Raw genomic sequence first — 14,507 nt, 5'->3', positions numbered from 1 at the left:
GCGGACAGCGAAATGACCAGTCTGCTCGTTTGTACGAGTACAATGGAAGCCACCACCGCCGTGCGAGAGACCGACGCCGTCTGTGCAGACATCGTCCAGGCCATCGCCGACCACACCGAGACGGACCCCCTCGAGATGACGCCCCTCGCGACCGTCATCGACACCGACGCCCTCGACGCGCTCGTCAGGACCGGTTCCGGCGTCCGTGTCACCTTTCAGTACGGCGACCACGCCGTCGACGTGGGAGCGAATGGAGTCGTCACGGTCGACGGCGAGGAGTACGTCTCCCCGTCGGTGGACGCAGGCCGATGACGACGGGCGAACGCCTCCCGAACGCCGACGGGGAGATCAGGGAAACCTACGAGGTCCACACCGACGGCGAGCGCACGGTCGCGACCATCGCCGACCCGGAGAACGGCCACGCCTGGATCCGGTCGGACCGAATCCAGTCTATCGCCCCATGAGACGACACAGACCAGGGTCTCGGCGGCACGGGCCGATGGTCCGTCGAGCGCGGCTCACCGTCACGTGATGGCCATGATAGAGTCAGGGTCTTCGCCGGCCGAACTCCTGCCGGGAGAGGAGCAGCCCGCCGCGTCGATTAGCGTCCTCGGCGTCGCCGCCGACCCCGACGCGGAGGAGGGGCTCGGCGAGCTGCTCGCCGGTGATCCCCTCGCCGACGCCGACCGGATCAGCGTCCCGACGGTCACGACGCCGGCGGCGGCTCCGGCCCACGTCGACGCGGCGGACTGCGTCGTCGTCGGGTCCGACCTCTCCGAGGACGACTCCCTCGAACTGCTCGAGACGATACTGGAGCGCGACCGGACGGTCCCGGTGGTCCTCCTGGCGCACGCCCCGTCGCGAGCGGTCCGCGACGCCCTCACCGAACTCGACTGGACTGACCGGCTCCGGCCGGCGGCCACCCGCAGCGAGCGCGCGCACCTCGCCGACCGGATCCGTACCGTCGTGGGATACCGCCGGGTGACGGCCATGGCTCGCCGGTCGCTTGCCGCGCTGGCTCACGGCTCCGATGCCGTCGCCATCGTCGCACCGGACGGCACCGTCGAGTACGTCAACCCCCTGTTCGCCCGCCAGTTCGGCGCGGCGCCGTCGGAGTTCGTCGGTCGCCCGTGGCGGGCGCTGTTCCCCGACGCGGAGGTGAGCCGCCTGGCGGAGGACGCCTTCCCCAGCCTCGCGGACGGCTGGCGCTGGATCGGCGACTGCGAGCTTCGCCGGGCGGACGGCTCCACCTTCACCGCCCAGACGCGCATCGACGCCCTCGACGACGACAGCCTGGTGTTCACCGTCTCGGACCGGCCCGTCGACGAGGACTGAGCACCGCTCGAGGCTGTTCCTCCGTCCAGCCGTCTCGTCACCACGCGCTCTTCACGCTGTCGTCCGGACTGCCTCGAACCGCAACCGCCGGTAGTCGGCCGTCCACGTCCCCGACTCCGCGTCGAACAGGGCGTCACGGCAGCGGTCCTCGACGGCGGCCACGACCGCCCGCCGTTCGGCCTCGTCGGGCCCGGCCAGCAGCGAGTCACCGAACATCCCGAGCCAGTTCCGGAGGCCCTCCCGTCCGCCGTCGAGTTCGGTCGGCCGGTCGAACAGTCGCATCAGGCGGACCTCGAAGCCGTGGCGTTCGAGCAAACTCGCCTGTTCGCCCACCGTGGGGAAGTACCAGGGACTGCTCGCCTCGTACCCCCGGTTGGCCAGTTCCCGGATAGTTGCATCGACGATGGTCGCGACGTTGCCGCTGCCGCCCATCTCGGCGACGAACCTGCCACCTCCGGTCGAATCGTCCGACCCTCGACGGAGGACGTCTGCCACCCGCTCGACGACGGCGTCCTGGTCGGTCATCCAGTGTAGCGCCGCGTTGGAGAAGACGGCGTCGAAGGGCTCGTCGGACGCGAACTCCGTGGCGTCTGCCCGCTCGAACGCGAGGTCGGGGTACTGGTCGCGCGCCTCGGCGACCATCTCGGCGGACTGGTCGACGCCGACGACTGCGCCCTCGTCGCCGACCGCCGCTGCGATTTCGGCGGTCAGGTGGCCCGTCCCACAGCCCAGGTCGAGGACTCGCTCGCCCGAGGCAGGGTCGAGCAGGTCGACGACGCTCGCACCCATCTCGTGGACGAACGCGTGGTCGCCGTCGTAGTCGTCGGCGTCCCAGCGGTTCGTCGGACTGTCGTCGCTCACGTTCCTCCCGCTTCCGCCGCGACCTCGCTCCGACTCGTCTCGGTCATGACTCGAACTCTCGAGGACGCCGCAAAAGTGTTTTCGAGCTGTCGTTCTCCGGCGCCGGGAACAGCGCTGGCCGACGCCGCGTTACTCGTAGGCCTCGAGGAGCCCCTGGGCCGTTCGCTCGACGTCGCGCGTCGTGACGAACTCCGAGGCGGCGATCTTCGCCTCGACGAACGCATCCGGCGTGATCTGGAGGGCGTGGCCCGCGGGAAAGTGGCTCGCCGCTTTGAAGTCCTGGAACTGCTCGCGGAGGATCTGGGGGTAGTCGCTGATGTCGACGTCCTCGCGGGGCGGGATCGATCCCTTGATCCGGTTCAGCGTCCCCTGGGCCGGCGGCGAGGCCATGAACTCCAGGAAGGCGCGGGTGTCCTCGCCGAAGTCGGCGTGCTCGGCGGCGACCAGCGCGTCGGTCGAGAGCATGAACACGCCCTCGGTGCCCGGGAAGACGGCGTGGTCCCAGTCGACGCCGTAGTCGAAGTCGGCCTGGTCCTCGTAGGAGCCGGCCATCCAGTCACCCTGGTGGAAGAACACCGACTCGCGGCCCATGAACCGCTCGTTGGCCTGGACCATGTCGACGAACGTCGCGTCGTCGCGGGCCAGGTCGGCGTACGCGTCGAGCAGTTCGACGGCCTGGCGGAGTTCGCTCTCGTACCGGCGGGTCTGGCCCTGCGTGATCCCCGCGTACGTCTCGGCCCCGAACTCGCCGATGACGATGTTCGCAAAGAGCTGCAGGACGTCGGATGGGTTCTTCATCGGCTGTTCCATCCCGATCAGATCGCCGTCCTCGCAGGCCGACAGCACCTCCAGGAACTCGCTGGGGCTGTCGACGCGGGCCGGGTCGACGCCGTATTCCTCGGCCAGGTCGACGTGATAGAACAGGTTGTTCATCCGGTGGATGTCGATGGGGATGCCGTAGTACGCCCCGTCGAGTTTCGAGCGCTCACGCGGGCCCTCGATGAACACGTCTTCCCAGCCGTTCTCTTCCCACAGGTCCGAGATGTCCCGGATCGCGCCAGCCTGCTGGTACGGCGCCAGGTTCTGGCCCGGCCACTCGACGAACACCGGCGGCGGTTCCTCCCGCAGGATCTGGCTCTTGACCAGCATGCCGTGGTCGTCGATGGTGTTGGCCTGGTCGGTCACCTCCACGCCGGGATTCTGCGCCCGGAAGTCGGTGAACAGCTCCTCGATCATCCGCTTGCCGCCGCCCTCCTGCCAGAAGTGGGCCATCTCCACGTCGGCGCCGCCCGGCGACCCGCGGGTGTGCGAACTCATTTCCCGAAGGATCACCGTTCTGGGTTATAACGATTGGCTGGCGCTTATCAGTCGAGATAACGAGGCATAGGGTCGGCATCTCCACGCGTCTCGAAAAACGAGCGGACGGGCCACTGCTGCTCACGGCTCCCTTCGGTCGCCGTTCGCAATCAAGGCGGCCCCTCCCTCCGGTCGGCGCCGCCCTCTTCACGGGTCGCTACGCTCCCCGTTCGGATGTAAGCTGGTTCCTCCCTGCGGTCGGAACCAGCCTACGTCCCATGCTGCCACGAATCCATATACTCGGCCTGCGCGTCCGTCAGCTCGTCGAACTCCACACCCTCCGCAGCCAGCTTGATCTCGGCGACTTCCTTGTCCAGTCGGTCCGGTACGTCGTGAACACCCGCACCGTACTCGTCGCCGTTCTCCACCAGCTCACGCACACACACAGCCTGCACACCGAAGGACTGGTCCATCACTTCGACTGGGTGACCGAGCGCGATGGGTGTCGCCAGGTTGACCAGTCGACCTTCAGCAAGGACGTTCAATCGGCGGCCGTCCTCCATCTCGTAGGCCTGGACGCCGTCGCGGGCCTCGTAGGTATCGACGGCGAGGTCCGACAGCGCGTCGAGGTCCACCTCCACGTCGAAGTGGCCGGCGTTAGCCAGCAGGACGCCGTCCTGCATCTGCTCGAAATGCTCCCGGACGACGACGTCGCGGTTGCCCGTCGTCGTGAGGAAGACGTCGCCGATTTCGGCCGCGTCTTCCATCGGCATGACGTCGTAGCCCTCCATGTGGGCCTCCAGCGCGCGGCGGGGTTCGACCTCCGTCACGACGACGTCGGCGTTCTGGCCGCTGGCCTTCTTGGCGACGCCCTTGCCGCAGTAGCCGTAGCCGGCGACGACGACGGTCTTGCCGGCCCACGAGAGGTTGGTCGTCATGGCGATTGAGGCCAGCGAGGACTCGCCCGTGCCGTGGACGTTGTCGAACAGGCGCTTCATCGGCGTGTCGTTGACGGCGAAGACGGGGTACTTCAGTTCGCCATCCTCGTCCATCGCGCGCAGGCGGTGGACACCAGTGGTGGTCTCCTCGGCGCCGCCGACGATGGTGTCGATGAGTTCGGGGTAGTCCTCGTGGATGGCCGCGACGAGGTCCATCCCGTCGTCGACGGTGATGGTCGGGTCGTGGGCGATGGTCGCCTCGATGGCGCCGTAGTACGCCTCGTCCTCGACGCCGCGCTTGGCGTAGCAGGTGACGCCTTCCACTGAATCCAGCGCCGCGCTCACGTCGTCGTGGGTCGAGAGCGGGTTACAGCCGGTCATCGCCACCTCGGCGCCGCCGGCGGCCAGGACCTCTGCGAGCACGGCGGTCTTGGCCTCGACGTGCATCGCCATCGCGATACGCTCGCCGGCGAAGGGCTGGTCCTCCTCGAACTCCTCGCGGAGCGCGGCCATGATCGGCATGTGCTGGCGCGCCCAGTCCATCTTCCGCTGGCCCGACTCGCGGGCCGATTCGGGGTCGTCCAGTTGCTCCGTAATGGGTGCAGTCATGTGGGAAAAGACGGGAAGACCGCTGAAAACGCTACCGCTACGGGAGCGTCGCCTGTCATCGCGTGAAAAGAACCGGACTGCGAGAACTGGACCGGGGTCCAGAGGCCAGTCTACTCAGCGTCGGTCTCGGTTGCAGTCTCGTCGCCCTATTCGTCTGCGTCGTCTTCCTCGTCAGCGTCGTCACCGGGGCCGGCGTGGGCCGGCGGACCGCCGCCATTGCCGTTGCCGCTGGCGCTGCCCTCGGCGTCACCGTCGCCCTCGTCGGGGCCGCCGGCGTGGGCGGGCGGGCCGTTGCCGCCGTTAGTCTCGTTGGCGCTCTCGTTCTCGTCCACGGACTCGTTCCCGTCACCGGGGCCGGCGTGGGCCGGCGGGCCAGCGTGGTCCGGCGCGTTGCCGGGGTTGTTCGCCCGGACGAACTCGGAGACCTGCTGACCGATATCAGTCTCGCCATTACCCAGTAGCTTCTGGACGAACCAGGAGACCTGGTGACCGAACGCGGCGTCGGTCCCGTTCGTCCCCGTCAGGCTGGCCGTCGTGGTCGCCGTCTGGTTGTTCGCGCTCGCGGTCACGTCGATAGTGACGTCCTCCTCCGGCGGCGACAGCAGGATCGCGCCATTCTCGTTGGTCGTGTGCGTGCCTGCCTCGTCGTAGGAGCCGTTCCCGACGACGGCGACGTCGACGGTTGCGTTCTCGACATCCGTCCCGTTCTGGGTGACGGAGATACTCACACCCATTTCCTGCGTGACGCTGACGTTCAGGGGTTCGTTCGCCGCTGCGTTGCCCGAGTCGCTCGCCGCGGCCGCGGCGACGCCAGGGCCAACTGCGAGCCCGAGCATGCCGACCGCCGCGACCAGTGCAAACAGTTTCGTGTGCATCGTACTCGCTACTGGAGACTGGATGGGGATAAACCGGTAATCTCGTTCAGGTGGTTCAGGTCGTTCACCGCCACAGAGATACCGCCCCAGACATAGTTATACGGTTCAAAAGCTCCCCTCAGTGTTTATTTCGCCATCGCGAAGCGTTCTGGTTGGCGGGGCTGTGGCGGTTCTCACCCACGATCCGCCCGAAGCGAACGGGCCGAACGCGAGGGGCGCACGTGGCCGAACGCCATCGGATTCGCGCTGCTCATCCGATGAGCCCTGTCTCGCTTCGCTCGACAGGACGCCGATAGACTCGCTCCGTTCGTCTATCGAGCCCACGCTCACTTCGTTCGCGTGGACGCCGATAGACTCGCTCCGTTCGTCTCCCGAGCCCGGCCTCTCACAGTTCGGCCGAACGCCAGGGAAGCGTATTTGGTCCCCAGGGCCCTCGACACGGGCATGCGCGCAGCAGTGTTTACCGACTACGGCGAACCCCTGGACGTCCGCGAAGTCGAGGACCCCGAACCCGAACCCGACGGCGCGGTCGTCGCCGTCGAGGCCTGTGGCGTCTGCCGCAGCGACTGGCACGCCTGGCAGGGCGACTGGGAGTGGCGCGGCCTCGACCCCGTCCCGGGTCACATCCTCGGCCACGAACCCGCCGGACACGTCGTCGCGGTCGGGTCCGAAGTCGACCACGTCCGCGAGGGCGACCACGTCGCCATCCCGTTCAGCCTCGGCGACGGGACCTGTCCGCTGTGCCGGAAGGGCCACGCCAACATCTGCGAGAACCGCCAGGCGCTGGGCCTCCAGCCGTCGGCGCCGGGGGCCTTCGCCGAACAGGTGCCGGTCCCCCACGCCGACCACAACCTCGTCCACCTGCCCGACGGCGTGTCGTCGGTCGACATGGCCGGCCTCGGCTGCCGGTTCATGACCGCGTTCCACGGCCTCGCCCACCGGGCCGACGCCGGCGCCGGTGACTGGCTCGCCGTCCACGGCTGCGGCGGCGTCGGCCTCTCCGCGGTCCACATCGGCGACGCGCTGGGCCTCAACGTCGTCGGCGTCGACCTCGACGACGAGAAACTGGCCCTCGCAGAGGACCTGGGCGCCGACGAGACGCTCAACGCCGCCGGGGTCGAGGACGTCCCCGGCGCCGTCCAGAACCTCATCGGCCGCGGCGCCGACGTCTCGATGGACGCCCTGGGCATCGCCGAGACGTGCCAGAACGCCGTGAACAGTCTCGGCCCGATGGGCTCGCATATCCAGATCGGCCTGACCACGAGCGAGGAACACGGCCAGATCCCCCTGCCCACCGACGAGATGGTCACCAGCGAGGTAGACTTCCACGGCGCGCTCGGGATGCCACCGGCCGACTACGACGAGATATTCCGCATGGTCGCGACCGGAAAGCTCGACCCCGCCTCCGTCGTCTCGGGCACCATCGGCCTCGAAGACGTCTCCGAGACCCTCGACGCGATGACTGACTTCGAGACGGTAGGGATTCCCGTCGTCGACTCGTTCTGAGCGGGGACTCGGCGTTACGCACGCAGCCTGGCTCGTCCGCCACCGGTCCTGACTCGCGGCCGACGGGGCCGTTCTCGACTGCCCCGTGGCGTCCGGAACGCGTCGGACACCGATTGGAACAGATCTGTCATTTTCCCCATTCCGGATGGTGACGTGACGGCGAATTGAACGAAGAGACGAGCGTTACCCCTAAATCTCCCCTTCTGGTCGTCTCTAGATAGCGTAATGGGTGTTGTCGTCGAGCTTACTATTCGGGATCCACCGCTGTTCTCCGAGGTGTTCCGTGCGGTCCCGGATACGACGGCGACGATCGAGAACTTCCATCACTTCAGCGACGGTCCGAGCGAGCACTACGCTTTCTTCTGGTGGGTCGAGGGAAGCGACCTCGAAGAGTTCGAACGCCGGCTGCGGGAGTACCAGCACGTCTGTGAAATCCGCGAACTCGCGACCGTCGACGACGGCGACTCTACCGGCTGACCACGAACTCGCTCTCGGAGAACCACATGCTCTCGCCCCATTTTCGCCGTCACGACGTCTCCATCCTCGACAACGAGGGCTCGGTCGACGGGTTCTGGCTCCGGCTACGCGTGCCCGACCGCGAGACGCTCAGGACCATCGTCGGAGAGTTGCGAGAGCTCGGCTCGAACCCCGTCGTCGACCGAATCTACTCCGAGCAGACCCCCGGACGTGGGACCGGTGACCTCACCGATCGCCAGCGCGAGTGCCTGCGGCTGGCCCTGGAGGCGGGCTACTTCGAGACGCCGAGCGAGGCGACCCTCGACGAACTCGCCGCCGACCTGGACATCTCGTCCCAGGCGCTCTCGAAACACATTCGGGCCGGCGTTCGGAAACTGGTCGCCGAGGAGATGTCCGGGAGCGGCGAGCGGCGCCCCGGTAGCTGACCGGCCAAAGGCCTTTAGTACTGTTTCTGGATCAACCCAACATTCTCCCACCGACGCCGGGTACTATCTCGTGAGATGAACGACAACTCCCGGTCGACGCAGGCACTGGATCGGACCTTCGATGCTCTCAGTTCTCTCCACCGACGTCGCGTGCTGCTCCTGCTCAGCGACGCCTGTCCGGAGGTCGGCGACGCGCCGTCGCTCGCCGAGCTGGCGCCAGACCACACCGACTACAGACGGTACGTGACCACGATGGTCCACAAACACCTGCCGAAACTCGCGGAATACGACTACGTCGACTGGGACAGCGACGAGGAGGTGGTCCGCCGCGGTCCCTGTTACGGCGAGGTCGCGGTGATGCTCGAACTGCTGGTCGACAACCGGGAACGGCTCCCCGGTGCGTTTTCGTGACCGCTCGCCGCCCCTCCCGGCCCTGGATCACGGCGGATCGCCGCGGACCGCTTACTGCCCGCTGTCGCGCTCGGCGCGGGCCACCAGGTCCCCGGCCGCGGTCTCGGCCCGCTCCCGGACGGACTCCTCGTCGAAGACTTGCACCTCCCGGTCGCGCATGAGAACCTCGCCGTCGCAGACCGTGTGACGCACGTCGCTCCCCTTCGCGGCGTAGACGAGGTGACTCACCAGGTCGTGATGGGGCGTGAGGTGGGTGGCGTCCAGATCCACGACCGCCAGGTCGGCGTTGGCGCCCGCCGCGACGCGTCCCGAGTCGAAGCCGAGCACCTCGGCGCCGCCGCGGGTCGCGATTTCGAGGACCGTCCCGGCGGCCATCGCGCTGGCGTCGTCGGCCGCCAGCTTGCCGAGCATCGCCGCGTCGCGCATCTCGTCGAACAGGTCGAGGTCGTTGTTCGACGCCGCGCCGTCGGTGCCGAGCGCGACCGGGACGCCCGCGTCGACCATCGCCTGGACCGGCGCCATCCCGCTGGCGAGTTTCATGTTCGAGGCCGGGTTGTGGACGACCCCGGTCCCACGCTCGGCGAGCAGGTCGATCTCCGTCTCGTCGACGTGGACGCCGTGGGCCAGGAAGTCCTCGGGTTCGAGCAGTCCCAGGTCGTCGGCGTATTCGAGGGGGCGCTCGCCGTGTTCCTCGACGATGGGGTCGACCTCGCCCTCGGTCTCGTTGGCGTGGAAGTGGATGGGCAGGCCAGCGTCGCGGGCCTCGGGGACGTACTCGCGGTAGTACGCCTCGCCGGCGGTCGTCAGCGAGTGGGGCATGAACGCCGTCCGGACGCGCCCGTCGGCGTAGCCGTCGTACTCCTCGGCGAAGGCGAGGCCGGACTGGAAGTCCTCGTGGGCGTCCTCTTCGTCCTTGCCGACGGAGATACATCCCTGCCCGAGCAGGCCGCGCATCCCGGCGTCGTCGACGGCCTCGGCGACCTGCTCCATGAAGAAGTACATGTCCGCCAGCGCGGTGGTGCCGGACTTGATCATCTCGATCAGCCCGAGTTCCGCGCCGACGCGGACGTCCTCGGCGGTGAGTTCTGCCTCGACGGGCCAGATGTCCTCCTGGAGCCACGCGTCGAGGGGCTTGTCGTCGGCGTAGCCCCGCAGGAGCGTCATCGAGACGTGCGTGTGGGCGTTGACGAGCCCCGGGATGACGAGGCCGTCGCTGGCGTCGAGCGCCTGGGTGTCGCCCTCCAGTGCGCCGGGGTCGTCGACGTCGACGATGTTCCCGGTGTCCTGGTCGACGAGGACGTCAGCTTCGGTGACCGTGTGGTCCGGCAGCAGGACCTGCCCGCCCGAGACGAGAAGTTCGCTCATGGACGTGGGTTTCTGGGCGCGGGTACGTCACTGTGCTGGATTGGGACGACTCGCTGGCCCGCTCACGGGCCAGTAGCTCGGCCGAAAACCGCTGCCGGTCCAACCGGCCGGCGCTCGATGCACGACGAACCGCTAGCGGTTCGCCAGGTCGTCCTACCGGCGACCGCCGCCGGAATGCCCGTCGGCGGGTTCGGAGACGCCCCAGGCGTCGACGTCCGTCCGGTCGGCGTCGGCGTCGTCACTGCCCTCGGCTTCGTTCGGAGTGGCCTCGCCGTCTGTCACCACGCCGTCGGGCGACTCACCGTCTCTGCCCGGCTGGGCCCCGTCAGACTGCACCTGATCGCGGTCGTCGTCAGTCTCGCGTGAGGGAGTCCCGTCGGGTTCCTCGTCCGTCGTCTGGACGAGGTCCGACGGCGCGACGTCCGGGTCGTCGATCAGCCGTCGCATCCGTTCACGCCGGGGCGGGACGCCGGTGAAGACTGTCCGGAGCACCGAGTGGTCCAGAGGCGCACCGTGGCGTTCGACGCGCCACGTGAACGCCGCGAGAAGCGCCTCCGCCCCGACGAGGTCTGCGGCGGCCTCGTCCATTCGGTAGACGACTCGGCGTGAGTGCCACTGGAGGAGAGAGAATCCGAGCAGACAGGCCAGCACGGCGGCGCTCGACCACGGGGGCTGGAGCAGGAAGAGGGCGACTGCGATGGCGGCGAACACCCCGGCGACCCGGGCGATGCCTCGTTCGGGTGCCCGCAGTCGATCCGCGACGGCCAAGTTGCCGGCGATGGCCCGGAGGACTTCGTCGTCAGCCGTCTCGAGGAGGTAGTTCGTGACGACGACGCTCCGCCACGGGGCCGGGCCACTGAGCGCCGCGTTCACTTTTTCTTCGGGCGCCGTATTCACCACGCGCGTCGTCTGCGGCTCGAAGCCGGTCCCCGCGAACGCCGCCGCCAGCCGTTCGCGCTCGGCCGCCGTCGGCTCCCGGACCGAGTGGAGCAGATTGCGGGTGGTCCACCACGTGAGCCACCAGGCGAGGTAGACGAAAAGCAACGAGGCGACGAGCGCGGCGGTCCCCAGCCACGGGACGACGAAGACAGTCACGGGGACGAGCGCGAAGAGCGCGAGCATCGCTATCCCGACGGTCGCCCGGCCGACTGTCGACGGCAGCGACCGGTCGAGGTCGCGATACTCCCGAGCCACCGCCGCCCCGACCGTGTACACCGCGACGTTCGCGGGAACGGCGACCGCGAGGAGCGCTGCGGCCTCCGCCAGGTAGGGCAGCGGGTGGGAGGACGACAGCCCCGCGAAGTCCACCGTCGTCCGCCTGACGGCCACGCCGAGCCCCGCGAGCCCCAGTAGCAGCGGGAATGGAATCCAGACGAGCACGCCGACGCCGCGATTCGCGCCGCGCCACTTCCGGACTGCTATCTCGCGGTCCAGCCGTCGCAGTCGCCAGGCATGCGTCGCCATCGAGACGACGAGGAAGAGTAGCAGGAACGGGGCGATCAGCCCAACGGCGGGTGAAGCCATCGTTAATTTGGCGTGGTTCGGGTGAGATAAAAACGTTCCGTGACATCAGAGGCCCCTCTCGTCCGACACCGGTCGGTCGGCGTATGGCCGTACCCGCTCGCTCGGGCGGCCACGGAACCGCATTTCGACCGTCGGCCACGCCGGTGTCGGGTCCAGGGGGCACTCTCGGAGGGAAAGACAGTTGCCTCGGGCCCGCCACGTCCCGCTATGCGCATTGCCGTGCCCAACAAGGGCCGCCTGCACGACCCGTCGGTCGAGTTGCTGGAACGCGCCGGGCTGCACGTCGTCGACGGCGCGGACCGACAGCTCTACGCCGCGACGGTCGACCCGGACGTCACCGTGCTGTACGCCCGCGCCGCGGACATCCCCGAGTACGTCTCCGACGGCGCCGCCGACGTGGGCATCACGGGCCTCGACCAGGTCCGCGAGGCCGACCCTGGAAATCTGGAAGAACTGCTCGACCTCGGCTTCGGATCCTGTAAGCTCGTCCTCGCAGCCCCAGAAGAGGGCAACATCGAGTCCGTCGAGGATCTCGCCGGCGGCACCGTCGCGACGGAGTTCCCCAACGTCACCCGCGAGTTCTTCGCCGAGAAGGGCGTCGCCGTCGACATCGCGGAGGTCTCCGGCGCGACGGAGCTGACTCCGCACGTCGACATCGCCGACGCCATCGTCGACATCACCTCGACCGGGACGACGCTGCGGATGAACCGGCTGGAGGTCGTCGCCGACGTGCTCGAATCGTCGGTCCGCCTCTTTGCCCGCGACGACGTGGCCGACGACGAGAAGGTCCAGCAGGTCGCGATGGCGCTGAGTTCCGTCATCGCCGCCGAGGACAAGCGCTACCTGATGATGAACGCGCCCGCCGACGCGCTCGACGACGTGAAGGAGGTCCTGCCCGGGATGGGCGGCCCGACGGTGATGGACATCGCCGGCACCGACGACGTCGCCGTCCACGCCGTCGTCGACGAGCGCGACGTGTTCGAGACCATCAACGCGCTGAAGGGGGTCGGCGCGAGCGACGTGCTGGTCACCGAGATCGAACGGCTCGTGGAATAGTCTCCATTTTCAATCCCCACCCGCTCCCCCGCGGGCGTCGTAGTCTCCGTCCCGGAAGCCGTCGGTGACCGCGGGCGCTCAGACGAAGCCGAAGATGTTGTTCAGCGCGACGATGAGCACACTCGCGAAGGCGAAGTGGAGCGCGGTGAGCGCCGCCGTCGCCTTCCAGGGCAGGTCGTAGGCGTAGTTGATGGCCAGCGCGTCGGCGACGAGGATGGCGACCAGGGCGACGACGAAGTCGACACCCGGCGAGACGAGGGTCTGCTCGCCGAGCCCGTACCGACCGAGCAACAGCGAGACGACGGCGGGGACGACGCCGGCCGCGGCGGCGGGCTGGGTCGGCACGTCGCCGACGAAGAACGTCGCGGCGAGGTGGAGCGTGACGGCGTAGAACAGCCAGCCGAGCAGGACGGTGCCGACGACGGCGAGCAGCCCCCCGCCGGTGGGGTCCGGTTGCGACTGGAGGAGCGGGGCGACGCCCGAGGTCAGCGCGAGCATACCCGCGCTTCTCGGGCCGCTGGCTTGGGTCCTGTTATTCGAGACGGCGGCTGGACTCGTCGTTCTGGCGCGCGACGGCGGACTCGAGGGGGCCGCCACACGACGGACAGGTGACACAGAGCGGACTCCGTTCCGATTCTCGGCCACAGTTCTGACAAACGTACTCCGTCATGGCCGATAGTGATATGTATCGGAGTTAGTATAAAATTTCCCCAGCCGTTCGTCCAGTTCGATCGTCGGTATTCGAACGGTATCGCGTCGTTCCAGCGGCGGCCCGCCGACACCATATAAACGACAGCGGGCAAATCGCGAGAAGGCAGTCGGTTGAACGAACGTCAAGTAAAATCGTATAATGAATGTCAGGATAGCGCTTAACCGTGCCAGCAAATCACGAACAGGTAGCTATGAGGCCGAACACATCCGTTCCGGAATCGAGTCAGTACGAATGTCCGTCCTGCGGCGCACGAGCGAGCGACCCCGACGACCGAACCTGTTCGGACTGTGGGACGTCGATGCGCTATCTCGGCCACTCCCGGGACCTGTAGCCGCGACGGCGTCGGCTGTCGGTCACGGGACCGAACGAATCGCTCGCGGGCCAATAACGCGTGAAAACGACCGCCGCCTCGACGGCGTTATTCGAGCAGGCCGAGCTCTTCGAGTCGCGAGACGATCTTGTCGACGGCCTCCTCGGCGTCGACGGGCTTCTTGCCGCCGGTGATGACCAGCTTCCCGGAGCCGAACAGCAGCGCGACGACGTCGGGGTCGTCCAGCCGGTAGACGAGGCCGGGGAACTGCTCGGGCTCGTACTCGATGTTCTCCAGCCCGAGGCCGATGGCGATGGCGTTCAGGTTGAGGGTGCGACCGAGGTCCGCGGAGGTGACGATGTTCTGGACGACGATCTCGGGGTCCTCGTCGACCTGAATGTTCAGGTCGCGGAGCTTGTCGAAGACGATGCGGAGGCTCTCGTGGACGTCGTCGGTGCTCTTGGCACCGGTACAGACGATCTTCCCCGACCGGAAGATCAGTGCCGCAGACTTGGGTTCCTGGGTCCGGTAGACGAGGCCGGGGAACTGCTCGGGGTCGTAGTCCGCGCCCTCGAGGTCCATCGCCACGCTCTGGAGGTCGAGTTCCTGCCCGATACCAGTCGAGGCGACGACGTTCTCGATATTTATAGTTTCCTTGGGATCTGCCATGTCTCGTTTTAAGTCACGTATTTAAGGTTTATAAAGGTTCATGCATCCATTGATAAGTTCCTCTATTAACCGACATTTCTCCCGGACGGCGCGGGGATTCGAAAGTCGTACTAGTGGATAGAATCGGCCACACTACCG

The 14,507-nt window shown here is 67.7% G+C and carries 17 protein-coding genes; 9 read left to right on the top strand and 8 right to left on the bottom strand.

The window, feature by feature from the left end:
* Nucleotides 1-42 precede the first annotated feature (42 nt).
* The 3 genes from BM337_RS19025 (at nt 43) to BM337_RS19020 (ending at nt 1,335) form a co-directional block, all read left to right on the top strand.
* Complete coding sequence (locus tag BM337_RS19025) at nt 43-312, top strand: HalOD1 output domain-containing protein (RefSeq protein ID WP_089818946.1); 270 nt, start codon at nt 43-45, stop codon at nt 310-312.
* The gene (locus BM337_RS21320; protein ID WP_177227726.1) at nt 309-464 is read left to right on the top strand and encodes a hypothetical protein; all 156 of its coding nucleotides are present in this window, start codon (nt 309-311) and stop codon (nt 462-464) included. Before BM337_RS19025 ends, BM337_RS21320 begins: the two co-directional genes overlap by 4 nt.
* Nucleotides 465-537: 73 nt before the next feature.
* Entirely contained in the window at nt 538-1,335 is a 798-nt protein-coding gene (locus BM337_RS19020; RefSeq protein WP_177227724.1) for a PAS domain-containing protein, read from the top strand.
* Nucleotides 1,336-1,386: 51 nt separating this feature from the next.
* Here the strand turns inward: BM337_RS19020 and BM337_RS19015 are convergent, their stop codons facing one another.
* The 4 genes from BM337_RS19015 to BM337_RS19000 form a co-directional block, all read right to left on the bottom strand.
* Nucleotides 1,387-2,196, bottom strand: coding sequence for a class I SAM-dependent methyltransferase (locus BM337_RS19015; RefSeq protein ID WP_394327774.1), 810 nt, complete (start codon nt 2,194-2,196; stop codon nt 1,387-1,389).
* A 129-nt stretch (nt 2,197-2,325) separates the two neighbouring features.
* Nucleotides 2,326-3,513 carry an ABC transporter substrate-binding protein gene (locus tag BM337_RS19010; RefSeq protein ID WP_089818942.1) on the bottom strand — a complete coding sequence of 396 codons (1,188 nt, stop codon included), beginning with the start codon at nt 3,511-3,513 and terminating at the stop codon, nt 2,326-2,328.
* A 248-nt stretch (nt 3,514-3,761) separates the two neighbouring features.
* Nucleotides 3,762-5,039: an adenosylhomocysteinase gene (locus tag BM337_RS19005; RefSeq protein ID WP_089818940.1), complete on the bottom strand. Its 1,278-nt coding sequence runs from the start codon at nt 5,037-5,039 to the stop codon at nt 3,762-3,764.
* A gap of 146 nt (nt 5,040-5,185) precedes the next feature.
* Nucleotides 5,186-5,914: a hypothetical protein gene (locus tag BM337_RS19000; RefSeq protein WP_089818938.1), complete on the bottom strand. Its 729-nt coding sequence runs from the start codon at nt 5,912-5,914 to the stop codon at nt 5,186-5,188.
* A 444-nt stretch (nt 5,915-6,358) separates the two neighbouring features.
* Between BM337_RS19000 and BM337_RS18995 the strand changes: the two genes are divergently transcribed.
* The 4 genes from BM337_RS18995 to BM337_RS18980 all read left to right on the top strand — a co-directional run bounded on the left by BM337_RS18995 (nt 6,359) and on the right by BM337_RS18980 (nt 8,733).
* A complete protein-coding gene (locus BM337_RS18995) occupies nt 6,359-7,420 on the top strand; it encodes a zinc-dependent alcohol dehydrogenase family protein (protein ID WP_089818936.1) in 1,062 nt (353 codons plus the stop codon).
* 225 nt (nt 7,421-7,645) lie between these two features.
* The gene (locus BM337_RS18990; protein ID WP_143117764.1) at nt 7,646-7,897 is read left to right on the top strand and encodes a hypothetical protein; all 252 of its coding nucleotides are present in this window, start codon (nt 7,646-7,648) and stop codon (nt 7,895-7,897) included.
* 26 nt (nt 7,898-7,923) lie between these two features.
* Entirely contained in the window at nt 7,924-8,322 is a 399-nt protein-coding gene (locus tag BM337_RS18985; RefSeq protein WP_089818931.1) for a helix-turn-helix domain-containing protein, read from the top strand.
* 75 nt (nt 8,323-8,397) lie between these two features.
* Nucleotides 8,398-8,733, top strand: coding sequence for a DUF7344 domain-containing protein (locus BM337_RS18980; protein ID WP_089818929.1), 336 nt, complete (start codon nt 8,398-8,400; stop codon nt 8,731-8,733).
* A gap of 51 nt (nt 8,734-8,784) precedes the next feature.
* On the opposite strand, the gene BM337_RS18975 is transcribed toward BM337_RS18980, so the two are convergent.
* The gene (locus tag BM337_RS18975) at nt 8,785-10,098 is read right to left on the bottom strand and encodes an amidohydrolase (RefSeq protein ID WP_089818927.1); all 1,314 of its coding nucleotides are present in this window, start codon (nt 10,096-10,098) and stop codon (nt 8,785-8,787) included.
* 153 nt (nt 10,099-10,251) lie between these two features.
* Complete coding sequence (locus tag BM337_RS18970; protein ID WP_089818925.1) at nt 10,252-11,622, bottom strand: ICP22 family protein; 1,371 nt, start codon at nt 11,620-11,622, stop codon at nt 10,252-10,254.
* A 207-nt stretch (nt 11,623-11,829) separates the two neighbouring features.
* Between BM337_RS18970 and hisG the strand changes: the two genes are divergently transcribed.
* Nucleotides 11,830-12,678, top strand: coding sequence for an ATP phosphoribosyltransferase (gene hisG, locus BM337_RS18965; protein ID WP_089818923.1), 849 nt, complete (start codon nt 11,830-11,832; stop codon nt 12,676-12,678).
* 78 nt (nt 12,679-12,756) lie between these two features.
* Here the strand turns inward: hisG and BM337_RS18960 are convergent, their stop codons facing one another.
* Nucleotides 12,757-13,176, bottom strand: a complete 420-nt coding sequence (locus BM337_RS18960; protein WP_089818921.1) for a DUF7473 family protein — start codon at nt 13,174-13,176, stop codon at nt 12,757-12,759.
* Nucleotides 13,177-13,580: 404 nt separating this feature from the next.
* On the opposite strand from BM337_RS18960, the gene BM337_RS20820 reads away from it, so the two are divergent.
* Nucleotides 13,581-13,721: a rubrerythrin-like domain-containing protein gene (locus BM337_RS20820; protein ID WP_143117763.1), complete on the top strand. Its 141-nt coding sequence runs from the start codon at nt 13,581-13,583 to the stop codon at nt 13,719-13,721.
* Between the two features lie 87 nt (nt 13,722-13,808).
* Here BM337_RS20820 and BM337_RS18955 read toward each other — a convergent pair whose 3' ends face one another.
* A complete protein-coding gene (locus tag BM337_RS18955) occupies nt 13,809-14,369 on the bottom strand; it encodes a TATA-box-binding protein (RefSeq protein WP_089818919.1) in 561 nt (186 codons plus the stop codon).
* Nucleotides 14,370-14,507 lie beyond the last annotated feature (138 nt).

The sequence above is a fragment of the Halomicrobium zhouii genome, from assembly GCF_900114435.1.
GTDB classification, from domain to species: domain Archaea; phylum Halobacteriota; class Halobacteria; order Halobacteriales; family Haloarculaceae; genus Halomicrobium; species Halomicrobium zhouii.
This window is presented reverse-complemented; position numbering and strand designations above follow the sequence as displayed.